We start from the raw sequence: 16,711 nt of genomic DNA, 5'->3' as shown, positions 1-16,711 counted from the left end.
TTGATCGCCGCATCCATGCGGCTCACACCCCCGCAGCCCCGACCCGCCCGACCTCTGACAGCGTGGCGCGAGTGCCAGCCGCGGAAAACAGAAAAGATCAAAAGCAGATCGTGCGCTTCAGCCATCCGGGTTAAACGAAAACGCCGGGCAGAGCCCGGCGCTTCGTACCCCGTCTGGTGGAGAGCCCCCCTTCTGTTAAGGGGGGCGCGCCAGCGGCGCGGGGGATAGGGGGTAGGTCGGGACCCGCTGCTTGCGCAGCAAGCCGCGGCGCACCTTCGGTGGTCAGTTCTTAGAACTGCCCGCCGAAGGTGAATTGCAGGCGCTCGATCTTGTCGTCGTCTTCCTTCTTCAGCGGGAACGCATAGCTGATCGAGATCGGACCGACCGGAGCACGCCACAGCAGGGCCACACCGGTGGACACGCGCAGCTCGTTGGCCTTGAAGTTCTTGGTGCCGTTGTAGACGTTGCCGAAGTCGACGAAGGCCGACACGCGCGCCGAGGGGCTGTCGAACAGGCGCGGGAAGTAGGCTTCCACCGAGCCGACCGTCTTCACCGAGCCGCCCAGCGGCTGGCCCTCCGGATAGCCGGCAGTGACTTCGCGCGGGCCCAGCGTGTTGTCCTCGAAGCCGCGCACCGAGTTGGTACCGCCGGCGTAGAAGTTCTCGTAGAACGGCAGGCCGCTGGCGGTCACCGTCTTCACGTAGTCCGGTGAGTTCGGGTTGCAGTTCACGGTCTGCACCGGGTTCGGGTTGGCCGCGGTCGGCTCGGTGTAGCAGAGATCACGCGAGGTGTCCTTGCCGTAGCTGTCGCCGTAGCCGATTTCCGCGCGCGTGTTGATCACCAGCGACGGCATGATCGGCCAGTACTTGGAGATCTGGTAGTTCAGCTTGTAGTACTCGATGGTCGAACCCGGCAGCGTGGTCTCCAGGCCGATGCGCTGGTAGGTACCGCGGGTCGGCATGAAGTAGTCGTTGCGCGAGTCGCGTGCCCAGCCGAGCTCTGTGCGCCACGCATGGAAGGTGCGGCGGCCGACGGCGTTGATGTAGTCGATGATCGATTGCGGCGTTGCGTTCTGGTACGTCGAGATCTGGTTGCTGTCGATGCCGAACATCAGCGAGACCGAGTCGGTTTCGGTCAGCGGCACGCCGAACACCACCTGCGCGGCACCGTTGGTGCTGTTGTACTGCGCGGTGTTGAAGTCGGAGTAGTCCAGTTCGCGCCAGGACAGGTTGTAGCCCAGCGACACGCCGTCATCGGTGAAGTACGGGTTGGTGTAGCTGAAGCCGTAGCGCTGCAGGTAGCTGCTGCGCGAGGCTTCCACCGACACGCGGTTGCCGCCGCCGAGGAAGTTGTTCTGCGACAGCTGCACGGAGGTGGTCATGCCGTAGGACTGCGAGTAGCCCAGGCCGAACACAAAGCTGCCGGAGGTGGTTTCCTTGACGTTGTAGACGACGTCGACCTGGTCGTTGCTGCCGCTGACGGCCGGGGTTTCCACATCCACCGATTCGAAATAGCCCAGGCGCTGCAGGCGGATCTTGGAGCGGTCGATCGCGGCCTGCGAGTACCAGCTGTTCTCGAACTGGCGCATTTCGCGACGCATCACCTCGTCGGAGGTGCGGGTATTGCCGCGGAAGACGATACGACGCACCGACACGCGTGGGCCCGGCACCACCTGCATGTTGATGGCAACGGTCTGGTCAGCACGGTTGGTGGTCGGGATCGGGTTCACCTTGGCGAACGCGTAGCCGATGTTGGACAGCGAGTTGGTGATCGTGTCCGAGCTGAATTCCAGCAGCGCCCGCGAGAAGGTGTCGCCGGACTTCTGGATCACCATGCGCTCCACGTCCTCCTGCGGGAGGATGGTGTCGCCGCTGACCTTGATCTCGGAGATCTTGTACTGCTCACCCTCGGTCACGCCGGCGGTGAGGAACATGTCGCGCTTGTCGGGGCTGATCGACACCTGGGTGGAGTCGATGCTGAAGTCGACGTAGCCACGGTCGAGGTACCACGAGTTCAGCTTTTCCAGGTCGCCGGACAGCTTTTCCTTGGAGTACTGGTCATCGCGGCGGTACCACGAGGCCCAGTTGTGCTCCTTGGATTCCCAGGTTTCCAGGATGTCCTTGCTGTCGTACTTCTCGGTGCCGACCAGGTTGACATGGCGGATCTTGGCCGCCTTGCCTTCCTTGATCGCGATGGCGATGTCCACACGGTTGCGGTCCAGCGGGCTCACCGTCGGGGTGATCTCGACGTTGTACTTGCCGCGGTCGTTGTACTGGCGGCGCAGTTCCTGGGTCACGCGGTCCAGGCTCAGGCGATCGAAGGTGCCACCTTCGGTCAGGCCGATGTCGGACAGGCCCTTGAGCAGCTGGTCGGACTTGATGTCCTTGTTGCCGGTCACGGTCAGCTTGTTGATCGCCGGGCGTTCCTTGACCGTCACCACCAGGATGTTGCCCTGGCGGTCCAGCTGCACGTCCTCAAAGAAGCCGGTCTTGTACAGGGCGCGGATGGTTTCGCCGACCTTGCTGTCGGTGACCGTCTCGCCACGCTCCACCGGCAGGTAGGTGAATACCGTACCCGAGCTGATGCGCTGCAGGCCGTCGACGCGGATGTCGCTGACAGTGAAGGGCTCGGCTGCCTGGGCCAGGGCGGGAGCGCCGGTGACGGCGGCGAGGGCGAGGGCCAGCAGGCGGCGATTGGGGAGTCGCGTCATGTCACGTCCGGTAGGAAGGTCGATTTCATTGGTGCGGGATGCCGACGCTGTAGACGGCAACAACGTGGAAAAGTTCATCGCGGGACCAGGCCGAGGATGTCGTTGTAGAACGCCAACCCCATCAGCCCGGCCAGCAACGCCAGGCCGATGTATTGGCCGGCGGCGATGGCACGCTCGCTCAGCGGGCTGCCCTTGACCAACTCGATAAGGTAATACAGCAGGTGGCCGCCGTCCAAGATCGGGATCGGCAGCAGATTGATGATGCACAGGCTCAGCGACAGCAGCGCGAGGAACTGCAGGAACCAGTCGAGCCCACGTTTGGCCGATACATTGGCCACACGGGCGATGGTGACCGGGCCGGAAACGTTCTGCAGCGAGGCCTTGCCGGTCACGATGCGGGCCATCATGCCCAGCGAGTCGGCGGCCAGCCGGCCGGTTTCACGCACCGCCACGGTGACCGCGTCCAGTGGCCCGTAACGCAGCAGGGTGTCGTAGGCCGGGCTGTAGGTCGTGGGGAAACCGACGCCGATCTGCCAGACCGGCTCGCCCTTGCCGTCCTTGCCCTGGCGCGGAGTCACTTCCAGTGCCAGCCGCTCGCCGCCACGCAGGACTTCGATCATGCCGGGGCCGCCGGTGCGGCCCAGGGCCTGGATTTCGCCGATCACCTGGTCGACGCTGTCAATGCGCTGCCCGTCGATGGCCACGATGAGGTCGCCCGGCTGCAGCTGGCCCGCAACAACGGAATCCGGTGTGAGCCTGTCGACCAGGGCGGGCTGCAGCCATGACTGCCAGTACAGGCCCGCCAGGATCGGCACCCGCCGTTCATCGAAGCCTGCCGGCAGCTGCGACAGCGGCAGGGTACGGGCATGCACCTGATCGCTGCGGTCGATCACGTCCAGCGTGACATCACGACGGTCCATCGCTGCCGCGGTCAGGGCCATGCTGGCCTCGCCCAGGGTGCTGACCGGGCGGTCGTCCACGCGCAGCACGCGGTCACCACTGTTGAGCCCCGCCGTCGCCGCGATGCCGCTGGTGCGGCCGAGGGTGGGCGAATAGTCCTGCTTGCCGATCACGAACATCGCCCACAGCAGCAGGATGCACAGCAGCAGGTTGGCGACCGGCCCGGCAGCAACGATGGCGATGCGCTGCCAGACCGTCTTGTGGTTGAACGCCTGGCCGCGTTCCTGCGGATGCACCTCGACTTCGCGCTCGTCGAGGAATTTCACATAGCCGCCCAGCGGAATCGCAGCAATGGCGAATTCGGTTCCATGCCGGTCGCGCCGTGACCACAGCGGCCGGCCGAAGCCGACAGAGAAGCGCAGCACCTTGACTCCGCACAGGCGGCCGACCCAGTAATGCCCGAGCTCGTGGAAGGTGACCAGCAGCCCCAGGCTGACAATCATCCACCAGACCGATCCGATGAAGTCAGTCATGCAGGCTCACGTTGGCGGGCAGGGGCGGCGTCGTCATGCAGGGCTGGGCAGGCGGGCGGTTCAGGCGGCGTCGATGGCGTTCAGGGTCAGCAGGCGTGCGCGCTGGTCGGCGGACAACAGGACCTCCAGTGTATCGGCTGGCTCGGTCGGCAGTGTTGAAAGAGCGTTAGCAACCAGCGCCGGGATGGTCAGGAAACCGATCCGGCCCTGAAGAAACGCTGAAACGGCCTCTTCGTTGGCGGCGTTCAGCATCGCCGGGGCGGTGCCACCGGCGCGCATCGCCTGCCAGGCCAGCGCCAGGCAGGGGAAGGCCTCGGTATCGGGCGCCTCGAAATCCAGCCGGCCCTGCGCCAGCAGATCCAGCCCGGCCACGCCCGAGGCGATGCGTTGCGGCCAGCCCAGGCCAACGGCCAGGGTGGTGCGCATGTCCGGCAGGCCCATCTGCGCCAGGGTCGAGCCGTCGACGAATTCGACCAGCGAATGGACCAGGCTCTGCGGATGGACCAGCACCTCGATGCGTTCACCCGGCACGGCGAACAGGTGGTGGGCCTCGATCACTTCCAGGCCCTTGTTCATCAGGGTCGCGGAATCGACCGAGATCTTCGGCCCCATCGACCACTTCGGGTGGGCCACGGCCTGGGCCGGGGTGACCTGCGCCAGTTCGGCGCGGCTGCGGCCACGGAACGGGCCACCGGAGGCGGTGAGCAGGATCCGGCGCACCCCGGCGCCTTCGAGGCTGGCGTCGCGCGAGCGCAGGCACTGGAAGATGGCGCTGTGCTCGCTGTCGATCGGGATGATCTCGGCCCCGGCACGTTCGGCGGTACGGGTCAGCAGTTCGCCCGCCAGTACCAGTGATTCCTTGTTCGCCAGCAGGATGAGCTTGCCCGCGGCGGCGGCGGCCAGGGTCGAGGACAGCCCTGCCGCGCCGACGATGGCGGCCACCACGGTGTCGCAGGCGTCACTGGCGGCCAGCTGGTCAAGCGCTGCCTGGCCGGCGTGGGCCTGGGTCGCCAGGCCGGCCTCGCGCAGGCCGTCGCGCAGCGCAGGGTACAGGGCCTCGTCGGCGATCACCGCGTGCAGGGGCTGATGCTGGCGGCACAGCGCAAGCAGCGCCTGCACCTGGCGGCCGGCGGCAAGCACGGTGGCCCGGTAGCGCTGCGGATGGCGCGCGATCACATCCAGGGTGGAGGCACCGATCGATCCGGTGGCGCCGAACACGGCGACCCGGCGCAGGTCTGCTGCTGCATGCATGGTCAGAATCCGAAGATTTCCTTGCCCAGCGCGAACACCGGCACGGCTGCCAGGACGCCGTCGACACGGTCGAGCACGCCACCGTGGCCCGGGATCAGGTTGCCCGAGTCCTTGGCACCGGCATGGCGCTTGATCAGGCTCTCGAACAGATCGCCCAGCACCGAGGCCAGCACGGCGACCACGGACGTGATCAGCAGGCCCGGCAGGTGGGCCAGGTCGATACCGGCCAGCCAGCCCAGGCCGACGGCCACGGCCACGCCGGCCAGCAGGCCGCCGACCAGGCCTTCCCAGGTCTTGTTCGGGCTGATGCGCGGGGCCAGCTTGTGCCTGCCGAAGCGGCGGCCGGCAAAGTAGGCGCCCGAATCGGCGGCCCAGACCAGCGCCAGGGCGGCCAGCAGCCACAGATGCCCCTGCTGGCCGGGCGGGTCGCCGCCGGCGTGGATCAGCACCAGCGCGGCCCAGGCCGGCACGATGGCCAGTGTGCCGGCCAGCAGCTTGAGGATGCGCGCGGGGCTGCCCGGCTGTGCACCGAAGTTGAAGAAGCGCAGCCAGACCAGCGCCGCCAGCCACCAGGCGACGCCGACCAGCGTGGTGATCTGGAACAGCACCAGGGTACTGCCGTCGGCCCACACCAGCAGCACCATCAGCAGCAGGTTCAATACCAGCAGCACGGTGCGCGCCAGGGTGTCTTCGACGTCGGCCAGCTTCAGCCATTCCCACAAGCCGATCAGCAGGACGGCGGCGGCCGCGGCGGCCAGCCATTGCGTCGGCAGCAGCAGGATCGCGGCAATGGCGAGCGGCGCCATGATCAGCGCGGCGAGGACTCGGGTCTTGGTCATGGGCTGGACGTCTCGGTGGCCAGGGCGGCGATCTGGGCGCTGGTCAGGCCGAAGCGGCGCTCACGGCCCGCATAGGCATCCAGCGCCTGTTGCAGCATCGCGGCGTCGAAGTCCGGCCACAGTGCCTCGGTGAACCACAGCTCGGTGTAGGCCAGCTGCCACAGCAGGAAATTGCTGATGCGGGTGTCGCCACCGGTGCGGATGAACAGGTCCGGTGCCGGCAGGTCGGCCAGGGCCATCTGCCGGCCCAGCAGCGCCTCGTCGATCTGTTCGGGCAGCAGGCGCCCGGCCGCCACTTCGGCAGCCAGTGCGCGCGCCGCGCGGGCGATGTCCTGGCGGCCGCCATAGCTGGCGGCGATCGACAGGGTCAGCGTGGTGTTGCCGGCGGTGCGCTGTTCGGCCAGCTGCATGCGGCTGACCAGCGAGGCGCCGAAGCGCTCGCGCTCGCCGATGAAGCGCACGCGCACGCCGCGGCGGTGCAGCTCGTCCACTTCGCGGTCGAGCGCACCCAGGAACAGCTTCATCAACGCATCGACTTCGTCCTGCGGCCGGCCCCAGTTCTCGCTGGAGAAGGCGAACAGGGTCAGCGCCGGGATGCCCAGTTCAAGGCAGCGCTCGATGGTGCGGTTGACCGCGCGCGCGCCGGCACGGTGGCCGATCACGCGCGGGCGGCGGCGCTGCTGTGCCCAGCGTCCGTTGCCATCCATGATGATGGCGACGTGGCGGGGCAGGGCGGCCGGCAGGGGAGGCGGGACTGAAGGCATCGACTTCAGACCGACAACAGTTCCTTTTCCTTGTCCGCGACGACCTTGTCGACATCCTTGATGTTGCTGTCGGTCAGCTTCTGGATATCGTCTTCGCCGCGCTTCTTCTCGTCTTCGCTGATCGCCTTGTCCTTGACCAGCTTGGCGATTTCCTTGTTCGCGTCCTGACGGATGTTGCGGATCGCGATCTTGGCGCCTTCGCCTTCCTTCTGCACCTGCTTGACCAGTTCCTTGCGGCGCTCTTCGGTCGGCGGCGGCATGTTGATGCGGATCGCAGTGCCCAGCGTATTCGGGGTGAACTCGGCGTTGTACAGCCCCTTCTCGATCTCCTTGATCATGCTCTTGTCGAACGGCGTGACCAGCAGCGAGTGGGCGTCGGCGTTGGAGATCGAGGCGACCTGGTTCAGCGGGGTGCTGGCATTGCCGTAGGCATTGACGGTGACGCGGTCCAGCAGGGCCGGAGTAGCACGCCCGGTGCGGATCGAGGTGAGGGTGTGCTTCAGAGCGTCGATGCTCTTGGCCATGCGCGTCTGCGCGTTGTTCTTGATGTCGTTGAGCATCGCCCGGGTCCTGGATGTAACTGGAATCGGGCGATTATAGGCGAATACGGGACGCTGCCGGGCCTGGATCGGCCCGGGCGTCGCCTTGCGCTCAGGCTCAGGCCGGGTCGCGGCCCTGGACCAGGGTGCCGATGTTCTCGCCGCTGAGGATCTTCAGCAGCTCGCCCGGCTGGCCCATGTCGAACACCCGCATCGGCAGATCGCTGTCGCGGGCCAGTGCGAAGGCGGCCGTGTCCATCACTTCCAGGCCGCGGCGGATCACTTCGTCGTAGCTCAGGCTGTCGAAGCGGACCGCGTCGCTGTGCTTGTTCGGATCCTTGTCGTACACGCCATCGACCTTGGTGGCCTTGAGCAGCAGGTCCGCACCGATCTCGATGGCACGCAGGGCTGCGCCGGAATCGGTGGTGAAGAAGGGGCTGCCGACGCCGGCGGCGAAGATCACCAGCCGGCCTTTTTCCAGGTGGCGGATGGCGCGGCGGCGGATGTAGTCCTCGCACACGTCGTTGATCTTGATCGCGCTCATCACGCGGGCCTTGGCGCCCAGCTTCTCCAGGGCGTCCTGCATGGCCAGCGCGTTGATGACGGTGGCCAGCATGCCCATCTGGTCGCCGGTGACCCGGTCCATGCCGCCGGCAGCCAGGCCGGCGCCGCGGAAGATGTTGCCGCCGCCGATCACCAGTGCCACTTCGGCCCCTGCCTGCTGGGCCTCGATCACTTCACGGGCCAGGCGGTTGATGACCTTCGGGTCGATGCCGTAGTCCTCGTCTCCCATCAGCGCCTCCCCGGAGAGTTTCAGCAGGATGCGGCGATAGGCGAGCTTGGACATGGGGACCTCGGGTGCGTGGAAATCGCGGGCGATTCTACGCGCATGCGGCGCCCGGCCAAAGTGTTTTGTGCACTGCGGCGCAAAATCGGCTGGATCGCCCCGCTCATCGGGGCGTCCCGTTCAGCCCGCTTCGAGGCCGGCAGTGGCGGACAGTTCGTCGTGGCCCAGCGCGCCGGGGGAGCGGGCGATCACCCGGTTGCGGCCCAGGTTCTTGGATCGATACAGCACGTCATCGGCGGCGCGCAGCAGGTCCTGCACGTCGGCGAAGCGTTCGTAGCCCCCCTGCGTGGCCACGCCGGCGGAGAAGGTGACGAACAGCGGCCCTCCCTCGAGTTCGGCCATCGGCGTGGCGACGATGTTCGCCAGTACGCGCCGGATCACCTCCAGCGCTACCGATTCGCTGGTATTGGGCAGCAGCGCCACGAACTCCTCGCCACCGAAGCGGGCGACGGTGTCGCTGTTGCGCAGCTGGCCCTGCAGTTTGCCGGCGAAGGCGCGCAGCACCTCGTCGCCGGTCAGATGACCGTGAGCGTCGTTGATCTTCTTGAAGTCGTCCAGGTCGATGAAGGCCACCGACAGCGGCCAGCCATGCCGGCCGGCGCGCAGGAATTCCTGCTCCAGCACCGCTTCCAGCTGGCGCCGGTTGAGTACGCCGGTCAGCGCGTCGCGGTGGGCCTGGTCGGCCAGCCGCTTGGCGCGCGCCTCGAATTCATCGGCGCGTCGGCGTGCCTGGTCGGCATCCTGCAGTTCGCGCAGGTTGCGCAGGGTGGCCAGCTCCTGTGCGTGATCGATCAGTTCGTGCACCCGCGCCGGAGAATTCAGGCCGGCTTCGAACAGGCTGGCGATATCGGGCAGGGCATCGCTGATGCGGGCCAGGACCTGGTCGAAGCGGGCGCTGTCCAGATCCAGGCGGTCATGCACCTGCTGCAGCGCCCGTTCGCGGGCCGCGTCGGCGTCGCCGTCCAGCCAGATGTCGGCGACCGCGCCGGACAGCTGCACGCACGCCTGGAAGGGCGAATCGGCGGCGTCCTCGTCTTCGCTGTGGCTGATGCTCTCCACCAGGTAGCGCGGCAGGCCCCACTGCTCGGCCACCCAGGCGCCGACATCGGCGTGGCTGCAGCCCAGCACGTCGCGCTCGCGGGCAACCAGGTCGAGGTTGTCGCGTGCTTCACGCAGCAGGGGCAGGTAGCGCTCGGCTTCGGCCTGGGCCAGGCACAGCACGCCCATGTCCTGCAGCAGTCCGGCCAGCATCAGTTCTTCCAGGCGGCGCAGCCCGCGCGCCTGGCCGAGCTGGCTGGCGGCCAGTGCACTGAGGATGCTGCGCTTCCAGGCCCGCTGCCGAAGGTCGTGATCGGCACCGCTGCCGGTCAGTCCCTGGGTGACCGTGAAACCCAGCGCCAGACTGATGGTGGCGTTGAGGCCCAGCATGGTCAGTGCCTGGCCGAGATTCTCGATGCGCCGCCGGCTGGCATACAGCGGCGAGTTGGCGATGCGCAGCATGCGGGCGCTGAGCGCCATGTCGATGGCGATGATGTCGGCGGCGGTGGCGATGTCCGCTTCCGGATCCTGGGCCAGTTCGATGATGCGCAGGGCAATACCGGGTGGCGAGGGAAGGTTGCGGCAGAGCGCCAGGGCAGCTGTCAGCTCGGGAGGCATGGCGGATCGTTCAATTCCATTAGGGCAAGAATACCTAGGAATTCATCACAGTCTGCGACTTTCTATCCTGCTATGTGACTGAGGATTCCCTGCGCCGAGTATCGGCCTGATTCGCGCGCAACGCAAAGTTCACCGACGGCATAAAAAAAGAGCCGCGGTTCCCCGCGGCTCCTTCTGGTCGCTTCACAGCCGGAAGGCTGGACTCAGACCTGCATCGCCTTGGCAACTTCGGCGGCGTAGTCTTCCACCACCTTCTCGATGCCTTCGCCGACGACCAGCAGCTGGAAACCAGCGACGTCGGCACCGGCGGCCTTGACCACCTGCTCGACGGTCTTGTCGCCGTCCAGCACATAGGCCTGGCCGTACAGGGTCACTTCGCTGACGATCTTGTTGATCTTGCCGCTGATGATCTTTTCCAGGATATCGGCCGGCTTCGACTTGTCCTTCTCGGACATCTTGGCCAGTTCGATTTCCTTTTCCTTCTCGACGAAGTCGGCCGGAACGTCGGCAGCCTTGTTGTGCGGCGGCTTCAGCGCAGCCACGTGCATGGCCAGGCCGCGGGCCAGTTCGGCGTCGCCGCCGACCAGGTCCACCAGGACGCCGACCTTGCCATTGGTGTGGACGTAGGCACCCACGGTGTTGTTGCCGTCGACCTTGGCGATGCGGCGGATCTGGATGTTCTCACCCAGCTTCTGCACGGCCAGGGCGCGGGCTTCTTCGACGGTCTCGCCGGAGGCCAGCTTGGCGGTCTTCAGCGCTTCGACGTCGGCAGCGCCCGATGCCAGGGCGGCAGCGGCAACGGCGTCGACGAAGGTCTTGAAGTTGACGTCGTTGGCGACGAAGTCGGTTTCCGAGTTGACTTCGACCAGCACGGCCTTGCCGCCGTCCTGTGCCAGGCCCAGACGGCCTTCGGCGGCCACGCGGTCAGCCTTCTTGTCGGCCTTGGCAGCGCCGGACTTGCGCAGCAGTTCCGCCGCAGCGTCGATGTCGCCGGCGGCTTCGGTCAGCGCCTTCTTGCATTCCATCATGCCGGCGCCGGTGCGCTCGCGCAGTTCCTTGACCAGGGAAGCAGTGATTTCCACGGGATTACCTCACGAAAGAAAGGGGTTGGGCCGGCATGGTGGCCGGCCCGTATGACATGGTCCTGTCACGCGCCGAGGGCGGCATGCAGGAGGGGTGGGCGCTGGGGCCCACCCCGGGGCCTGGATCAGGCCTGGGCTTCGTCGCCCTTCTTGGCGGTCTTCTTGGCCGGAGCGCGACGGGCCGGCTTCTCTTCGCCTTCAGCGGCGGCTTCAGCGAACTCTTCCTCGCGCACCGAGGCGGCGTGCGGAGCAGCGGCCTTGCCTTCCAGCACGGCGTCGGCGGCGGCACGGGCGTACAGCTGCACGGCGCGGATGGCGTCGTCGTTGCCCGGGATGGCGTAATCGACCAGCTCCGGGTTGTAGTTGGTATCAACCACGGCGATCACCGGGATGCCGAGCTTCTTGGCTTCCTTGATGGCGATGTCTTCGTGGCCGATGTCGATGACGAAGATGGCGTCCGGCAGACGGTTCATGTCCTTGATGCCGCCCAGCGAGGCTTCCAGCTTGTCGCGCTCGCGACGCAGGCCCAGCACTTCGTGCTTGACCAGCTTCTCGAAGGTGCCGTCGGTTTCACCGGCTTCCAGTTCCTTCAGGCGGGCAACCGACTGCTTGACGGTACGGAAGTTGGTCAGGGTGCCGCCCAGCCAACGCTGGTTCATGAACGGCATGCCGCAACGCTCGGCTTCTTCCTTGATGGTTTCGCGGGCGCTGCGCTTGGTGCCCAGGAACAGGACGGTGCCGCGCTTCTGGGCAACCGACGAGATGAAGTTCATCGCGTCGTTGAACAGCGGGACGGTCTTTTCCAGGTTGATGATGTGGATCTTGCCGCGGGCGCCGAAGATGTACGGAGCCATCTTCGGGTTCCAGTAGCGGGTCTGGTGGCCGAAGTGGACGCCGGCTTCCAGCATCTGACGCATGGTGACCTGGGGCATTGCAGTACTCCTGATATGGAACCAGCGATTCCGCCCGCGGGACAGGTATGCGGGACGCGTGGAAGCGCGATTGGTTCCGGGGTTGGGCTTCCCTGTTGCCTCCGTGGCCGAACTCCTTGCGGAGCACCCCGGCACGGATGGGGGCAGCAGGTGTGGATTCACCGGTGACGTCCGGTGTGGACGGGGTCCCGCGCACGGAGCGTGCAGGACATCCCGGCGATTATAGCCCGGCGGGCGGGTTCACCGCAATTGACGGGTCCCATGTGTCCAGAACGACCTCCCGGCCGTCCTGCAGGCGGGCCCGGAAGCGGCCGCCGAAATAGCCGTCGGGGCGTGCCGGCAGCATCCAGCGCCTTTCCCGTCCTGCCAGCACATAGCCGGCCAGGCCCGGCAGCAGCACGCTGCGATGGCCGCCGGCGGACTCGAATGAAAGCCCGTCCAGGCGCGCATGCAGGCGGCCCGGGTTGTCCAGTCGCAGATGAGTCTGCGACCCGTTGGTTTCGACGCGGGCACGCACGGCCGGGCGCGCTGACGACGCAGCCGCACCCTGGAACAGCGGCAGCGAGTAGCGTGGCAGGCTGCTTCTGCCGGGGGCAAGCACGATACGGTAGGCCTGCTCGGCAGCGACCGGTACGGCGCTGCGGGGCAGCAGCCAGACCCGCTGGCGGGCGCCGGGCGCCAGATCCAGTCGGGTCGGACTGGCCAGGATGCGGTCGCTCGGCTGCAGCCGTTCGGCGTCCAGCTGCTGCTCCCACGCCAGGATCTGCACCTCGCCCTGCCAGCGCTCGGGGCCGGGGTTGTGCAGCCAGAGTTCGGTGCGGCCCCCTTCGGCGGGCAGCTGCAGGGTCGTGGGCAGCAGGTCCAGTGCGGCGGCAGGCAGCCCCGGCAGCAGCAGGAACAGGGCAAGGAGTGCGCGCATCGGCATCAGTAGATGAATGTCGGCGCGGCGGAAGCGTCGTCGGTGGGCGAGGCTGGCGCGGGGGCGAGTTCACGCAGCTGTGCCGGCAGCTGCGGGGCATCGCTGCGCTGGTGCGGAACGGCACACGCGCGGCCGCCGGCATCGCCCTGGCAGGCTTCCACTACGACCAGGCGCACCTGCACCGGGGCTGCCGGCTCGGCCCAGGCCAGGGGGGCGGCGAGCATCATCGCCAGGATCGGAACTGCGCGAACCACCTGTCATCCACCGTGCCGGGATACCTGCTGGACGCTATCGGCCGGGCGCGCCGGATCTGTAGGGGCAGGTGCTCCCGGCACCGGATTAGTAGGTGATCGTCACCTGCACCACATCGTTGTAGGTACCTGCCGGCGGCTGGCCGGTGACCGGCGGCACCCGGCCGTAGATCGTCAGCTGCTGCGCACTGCCGGTACCGGTTCCGCTGGCGGTATCGACCGTGAGCGTGTTGCCCCAGCGCTGGTTGCGTGCGCTGTCGCGGTACAGTTCATAGGCCAGGTAGTAACTGCTGCCCCCGATGGTGGTGCGCATGCGCCGGGTCGGGGTGGCCGGGGGATTGTTCTGGCCGTTGTCCAGGCCGATCTGGAATGCCGTGTTCTTCAGGCAGGTCAGGGTCAGGGTGGCGGTCCGGTCGATGTTGCTGGTGATGCTGCCGGTGACGTTGCCGAAGTCCAGAGGGGTGGTGAGGTAGCTGCCGCACTGTGGCAGCACGGTCGCGGTCGCGGTGAAGCTGAAGGCCGCGCTGGCGCTGTTGGTACCGGTGGCGCCGCCGTTGCAGGTGGCCGGTACGGTGGCGTTGCCGAGCAGCACTTCGTTCCAGGCCCAGGTCAGCACCACGTCGGCGCCGCTGAAGGTGCTGCTGTAGTTGCCCGCGGCCAGCACCTGGTTGGCCGGGATCTGTGCGAACAGCTGGGTGGACTGCGCGCCGCTGCCGCCGACCACCAGCGGCACGTTGTAGGTCATGGTCAGCTCCTGCGCTGGCGGCGTACCGCGGGGAACCAGGCCGGTGACCTGGCTGTAGCCGGCATTGTTGTAGAGCTGGAAGTTCAGGGTGTCGGGAGGGGTGCCGGTACTGGTGCGCAGGGTCCGCCAGGTGCTGCTGCTGCCACCGCCGCTGCCGGCACCGATGCCCACGCACACGCGCACGCCGGTGGTGGCCAGCAGGCTCAGCGCCGCCGTCGTGCAGGTGACGGTGATGTTCAGCGTGGCCGAGGTGGGGCCGGGGGCATTGCTGTTGACGTTGCCGAACGGGAGGGTGGGGTTGGCGGTGGCCGTGCACACCGCCGCCGCGTGCGCCGGTGTGGCGGCCAGCAGGCCGAGCACGAGCAGCAGGCCGAGCAGGGGCACCTTCATGGCGCCACCTCGGGAATGCACGGTACCGGTGCCGGGCGGGGCCGGGCGCCGCTGGCAGCCACTTCCGGTGTGGCCGGCACCTTCACCCGGCACTGGCTGCGGCTGGTGGTGATGTACAGCACGCTGCCCGGCGCCACGTCCTCCAGGTACAGCAGGCCGTCGTAGCCTACGGTGGCCTGGCGACCCTGCGGCAGCTGCACTTCGCTGCCCACCTCCAGCGGTTGTCCGGCCATGTCCTGCAGGACCAGGGTCAGCGACGGCCGCGAGCGCAGATGGAACGTCACGCCGGTGCCGGCGCGCTGGCGGGGTGTCACCCAGTCCTCGACGCGGTCGGCGCGCATGTCCGCCGGCAGGTCGAGAGTGTCGATGGAGACCCGGTTGCGCTGCCACGACAGCAGGGGGCTGACCAGCAGCAGGCCACGGTCGTCGGTGACGCCGATCAGGCGGTTTTCCAGCCGTACCGGGACACCGGCGACGCCGCTGGTGCTGACCACCGCGAAGGCGTCGGAGACCTCGCGGGTGGCAAAGGTGTGCCCGTCCATCCACACCAGGCTGCCGCTGGCGCTGGCATAGGCGTAGTCAATGCCGGCCTGGCGCGATGCGCCGAGCGCGTAACGCCCCACGTCGTTGAGGATGCCGACCTCGGCCAGGCCGCCTGTGCCCTCGTCGCCCCCGCGCACCTGCGCGCGCCAGCCGATGCCGCCGGCACTGCCATCGCCGGGGACCGGCTGGGTGATGTCGGCCACCCAGGCCTGGCTGTCGCCGTTGCGCTGGCTGGAGAGGCTGGCCTGGCGGTTGTTGCCGAGGCTGGCGCTCACTGACAGGTAGATGTTGCGGTCGTCGCTGCTGTCCAGGTTCTGGTTGACCGACAGGTAGGCCGACCAGCGCTGGCTCCAGGTGCGCGACCAGAACAGGCTGGCATAGCGGTTGTCGTCGCCATCGGGGTAGCGCAGCCGCAGGTAGCTTGCGCTCAGCGTTCCCAGCCCCAGCAGATCGAGACCGGCAGTGGCCTGTTCGCTGATGCGCGGGGGCAGGTTGTCCTGCAGCGCGCCCAGATCGCGGTAGTCGCCGTGGGTGCGTACGCTGCGCACATTGAAATTGAAGCGGCGGTTGTTCCAGCTGTAGCCCAGTGCCCATTGGCCGCCCTGCAGGCCCTGCAGGCGGCTGTGCGCGTAGGCGGCATTGAACACGCCGGCCTCACCCGCCAGCCACCAGCCACCGACGCCGGCCTGCAGCAGGCCGCCACCGCCTTCGGCGTGCGCTTCGCCGGTAAAGGTGTCGCTGATGCCACCACGCCAGCTGGCACTGGCCACCGTGCGGCTGTCGTACTCGAAGGAGCGTTCGCCGAACGCTTCGCGCAGTTGTCCGGCACCGACCGACCAGTCCGACAGGCCCTTGGCCAGCAGCTGCTGGGTGCCATAGAAGCTGAAATCCAGCGTCTGCATGCGGCCGAAGGCATCGGTCACCACAACCTGCGCGGTGCCGGTGCCGCTGATGCCCGGCTGTGCCGCCAGCTGGAACGGTCCGACCGGCACCTGGCCGCTGTACTGGCGCAACCCGTCGACGTACAGCTCCACCGTTGACGGCACCACCGCCTCGCCCAGGAAGCCGGGCGTCGGTGTCAGCACGCGGTAGGGCTGCAGCCCGTAGTTGCGTCCGACCTGCACGCCGCCCAGGCGCACCGGCCGGGTCCAGTCGACAAAGCCGCTGTAGAAATCACCTATCTCCAGCGTGGTCGCCGACTCGGGAAAATCCAGTGTCCAGTGCGTATCCAGGCGCACGCTTTCGCTGCGCCAGTGACGGTCGTCCGGCTGCTGGTAGCGACGGGTGACCGCCGTGTTCTCGAAGGTGCCGCTGCCGATGCCGAACAGGCGCAGTTCCGAGCTCAGGGTAAGGTTGCCGAGTGCTTCGATGCGGCTGCCGTACACGTCGTAGTTGAGCAGCAGGCCCGGCGAGGCGCTGCCGGCCGGCGTACGCACCTGCGGGCGGCCGAGCAGGGTGGTGGGCAGGGTCAGCTGGTCCAGCGGCACATCCAGCGCCAGTGTCTGCAGCTGGGCGTCGTAGCGCGCGACCACGCCGCTGATCTGATCCAGAAACACCGGTGCATCGCCGGTGGCGCTGAAGCCGAGCTGGCGCAGCACCTCCGGACTGGCCTGCAGGCGGCCACGTGCTTCAGTGAAGGGCAGCAGGCCGCGCGGCGTGCTGTTCAGTGAGACGTCCAGGTACAGCGTCTGGCTGGCCGTCAGCGGTGTCGGGGGAGGCAGCAGGGCATCGGCGGAGACGCCGGAGATGCCGGACACGTCGGCGGCCGGAGCCGCGGGAACCCACGCGGCAGCGAGCACCGTGCCCACCA

Annotated in this window: 14 protein-coding genes; all 14 read right to left on the bottom strand. The window is 67.6% G+C overall.

From position 1 onward, the window contains the following. Positions 1–289 precede the first annotated feature (289 nt). The 14 genes from bamA to IMX13_RS01455 all read right to left on the bottom strand — a co-directional run bounded on the left by bamA (position 290) and on the right by IMX13_RS01455 (position 16,709). Complete coding sequence (gene bamA / locus IMX13_RS01520) at positions 290–2,710, bottom strand: outer membrane protein assembly factor BamA (protein WP_193395600.1); 2,421 nt, start codon at positions 2,708–2,710, stop codon at positions 290–292. A 74-nt stretch (positions 2,711–2,784) separates the two neighbouring features. Beyond that, positions 2,785–4,143, bottom strand: coding sequence for an RIP metalloprotease RseP (gene rseP, locus IMX13_RS01515; protein WP_053518305.1), 1,359 nt, complete (start codon positions 4,141–4,143; stop codon positions 2,785–2,787). Positions 4,144–4,203: 60 nt separating this feature from the next. Further along, on the bottom strand, positions 4,204–5,394 hold the full coding sequence (gene dxr, locus IMX13_RS01510) for a 1-deoxy-D-xylulose-5-phosphate reductoisomerase (protein ID WP_193395599.1): 1,191 nt from the start codon (positions 5,392–5,394) through the stop codon (positions 4,204–4,206). Positions 5,395–5,396: 2 nt separating this feature from the next. After that, positions 5,397–6,233, bottom strand: coding sequence for a phosphatidate cytidylyltransferase (locus IMX13_RS01505; protein WP_193395598.1), 837 nt, complete (start codon positions 6,231–6,233; stop codon positions 5,397–5,399). Further along, positions 6,230–6,997 carry a polyprenyl diphosphate synthase gene (uppS, locus tag IMX13_RS01500; protein WP_065174698.1) on the bottom strand — a complete coding sequence of 256 codons (768 nt, stop codon included), beginning with the start codon at positions 6,995–6,997 and terminating at the stop codon, positions 6,230–6,232. The genes IMX13_RS01505 and uppS overlap by 4 nt, the downstream gene beginning before the upstream one ends. 5 nt (positions 6,998–7,002) lie before the next feature. Then, a complete protein-coding gene (gene frr / locus IMX13_RS01495) occupies positions 7,003–7,557 on the bottom strand; it encodes a ribosome recycling factor (protein WP_053518312.1) in 555 nt (184 codons plus the stop codon). Between the two features lie 97 nt (positions 7,558–7,654). Further along, a complete protein-coding gene (gene pyrH, locus IMX13_RS01490) occupies positions 7,655–8,383 on the bottom strand; it encodes a UMP kinase (protein WP_053518314.1) in 729 nt (242 codons plus the stop codon). 120 nt (positions 8,384–8,503) lie between these two features. Beyond that, positions 8,504–10,039 (bottom strand): GGDEF domain-containing protein, encoded by a 1,536-nt coding sequence (locus IMX13_RS01485; RefSeq protein WP_053518316.1) that lies wholly within the window; start codon positions 10,037–10,039, stop codon positions 8,504–8,506. A 203-nt stretch (positions 10,040–10,242) separates the two neighbouring features. Then, entirely contained in the window at positions 10,243–11,121 is an 879-nt protein-coding gene (gene tsf, locus IMX13_RS01480) for a translation elongation factor Ts (protein ID WP_053518318.1), read from the bottom strand. A gap of 125 nt (positions 11,122–11,246) precedes the next feature. Further along, on the bottom strand, positions 11,247–12,053 hold the full coding sequence (gene rpsB / locus IMX13_RS01475) for a 30S ribosomal protein S2 (RefSeq protein ID WP_053518321.1): 807 nt from the start codon (positions 12,051–12,053) through the stop codon (positions 11,247–11,249). Between the two features lie 220 nt (positions 12,054–12,273). Continuing rightward, positions 12,274–12,972 (bottom strand): molecular chaperone, encoded by a 699-nt coding sequence (locus tag IMX13_RS01470; protein WP_193395597.1) that lies wholly within the window; start codon positions 12,970–12,972, stop codon positions 12,274–12,276. A 5-nt stretch (positions 12,973–12,977) separates the two neighbouring features. Further along, positions 12,978–13,226: a hypothetical protein gene (locus tag IMX13_RS01465; RefSeq protein WP_229765838.1), complete on the bottom strand. Its 249-nt coding sequence runs from the start codon at positions 13,224–13,226 to the stop codon at positions 12,978–12,980. An 85-nt stretch (positions 13,227–13,311) separates the two neighbouring features. Beyond that, positions 13,312–14,358, bottom strand: a complete 1,047-nt coding sequence (locus IMX13_RS01460) for a spore coat protein U domain-containing protein (protein WP_193395596.1) — start codon at positions 14,356–14,358, stop codon at positions 13,312–13,314. Beyond that, positions 14,355–16,709 carry a fimbria/pilus outer membrane usher protein gene (locus IMX13_RS01455; RefSeq protein ID WP_164150838.1) on the bottom strand — a complete coding sequence of 785 codons (2,355 nt, stop codon included), beginning with the start codon at positions 16,707–16,709 and terminating at the stop codon, positions 14,355–14,357. Before IMX13_RS01455 ends, IMX13_RS01460 begins: the two co-directional genes overlap by 4 nt. Between the last annotated feature and the right edge of the window lie 2 nt (positions 16,710–16,711).

This window comes from Stenotrophomonas sp. B2, from assembly GCF_014947095.1.
Classification (GTDB): Bacteria; Pseudomonadota; Gammaproteobacteria; order Xanthomonadales; family Xanthomonadaceae; genus Stenotrophomonas; species Stenotrophomonas maltophilia_P.
The sequence above is the reverse complement of the archived record's forward strand: the minus strand, read 5'-3'. Positions and strand labels throughout refer to the sequence as shown.

Coding starts and splice junctions, on each gene's coding strand:
- IMX13_RS01505 (WP_193395598.1), bottom strand. CDS start 6,233: ATGACCAAGACCCGAGTCCTCGCCGCGCTGATCATGGCGCCGCTCGCC.
- IMX13_RS01485 (WP_053518316.1), bottom strand. CDS start 10,039: ATGCCTCCCGAGCTGACAGCTGCCCTGGCGCTCTGCCGCAACCTTCCC.
- uppS (WP_065174698.1), bottom strand. CDS start 6,997: ATGCCTTCAGTCCCGCCTCCCCTGCCGGCCGCCCTGCCCCGCCACGTC.
- IMX13_RS01470 (WP_193395597.1), bottom strand. CDS start 12,972: ATGCGCGCACTCCTTGCCCTGTTCCTGCTGCTGCCGGGGCTGCCTGCC.
- frr (WP_053518312.1), bottom strand. CDS start 7,557: ATGCTCAACGACATCAAGAACAACGCGCAGACGCGCATGGCCAAGAGC.
- rpsB (WP_053518321.1), bottom strand. CDS start 12,053: ATGCCCCAGGTCACCATGCGTCAGATGCTGGAAGCCGGCGTCCACTTC.
- IMX13_RS01460 (WP_193395596.1), bottom strand. CDS start 14,358: ATGAAGGTGCCCCTGCTCGGCCTGCTGCTCGTGCTCGGCCTGCTGGCC.
- rseP (WP_053518305.1), bottom strand. CDS start 4,143: ATGACTGACTTCATCGGATCGGTCTGGTGGATGATTGTCAGCCTGGGG.
- bamA (WP_193395600.1), bottom strand. CDS start 2,710: ATGACGCGACTCCCCAATCGCCGCCTGCTGGCCCTCGCCCTCGCCGCC.
- dxr (WP_193395599.1), bottom strand. CDS start 5,394: ATGCATGCAGCAGCAGACCTGCGCCGGGTCGCCGTGTTCGGCGCCACC.
- pyrH (WP_053518314.1), bottom strand. CDS start 8,383: ATGTCCAAGCTCGCCTATCGCCGCATCCTGCTGAAACTCTCCGGGGAG.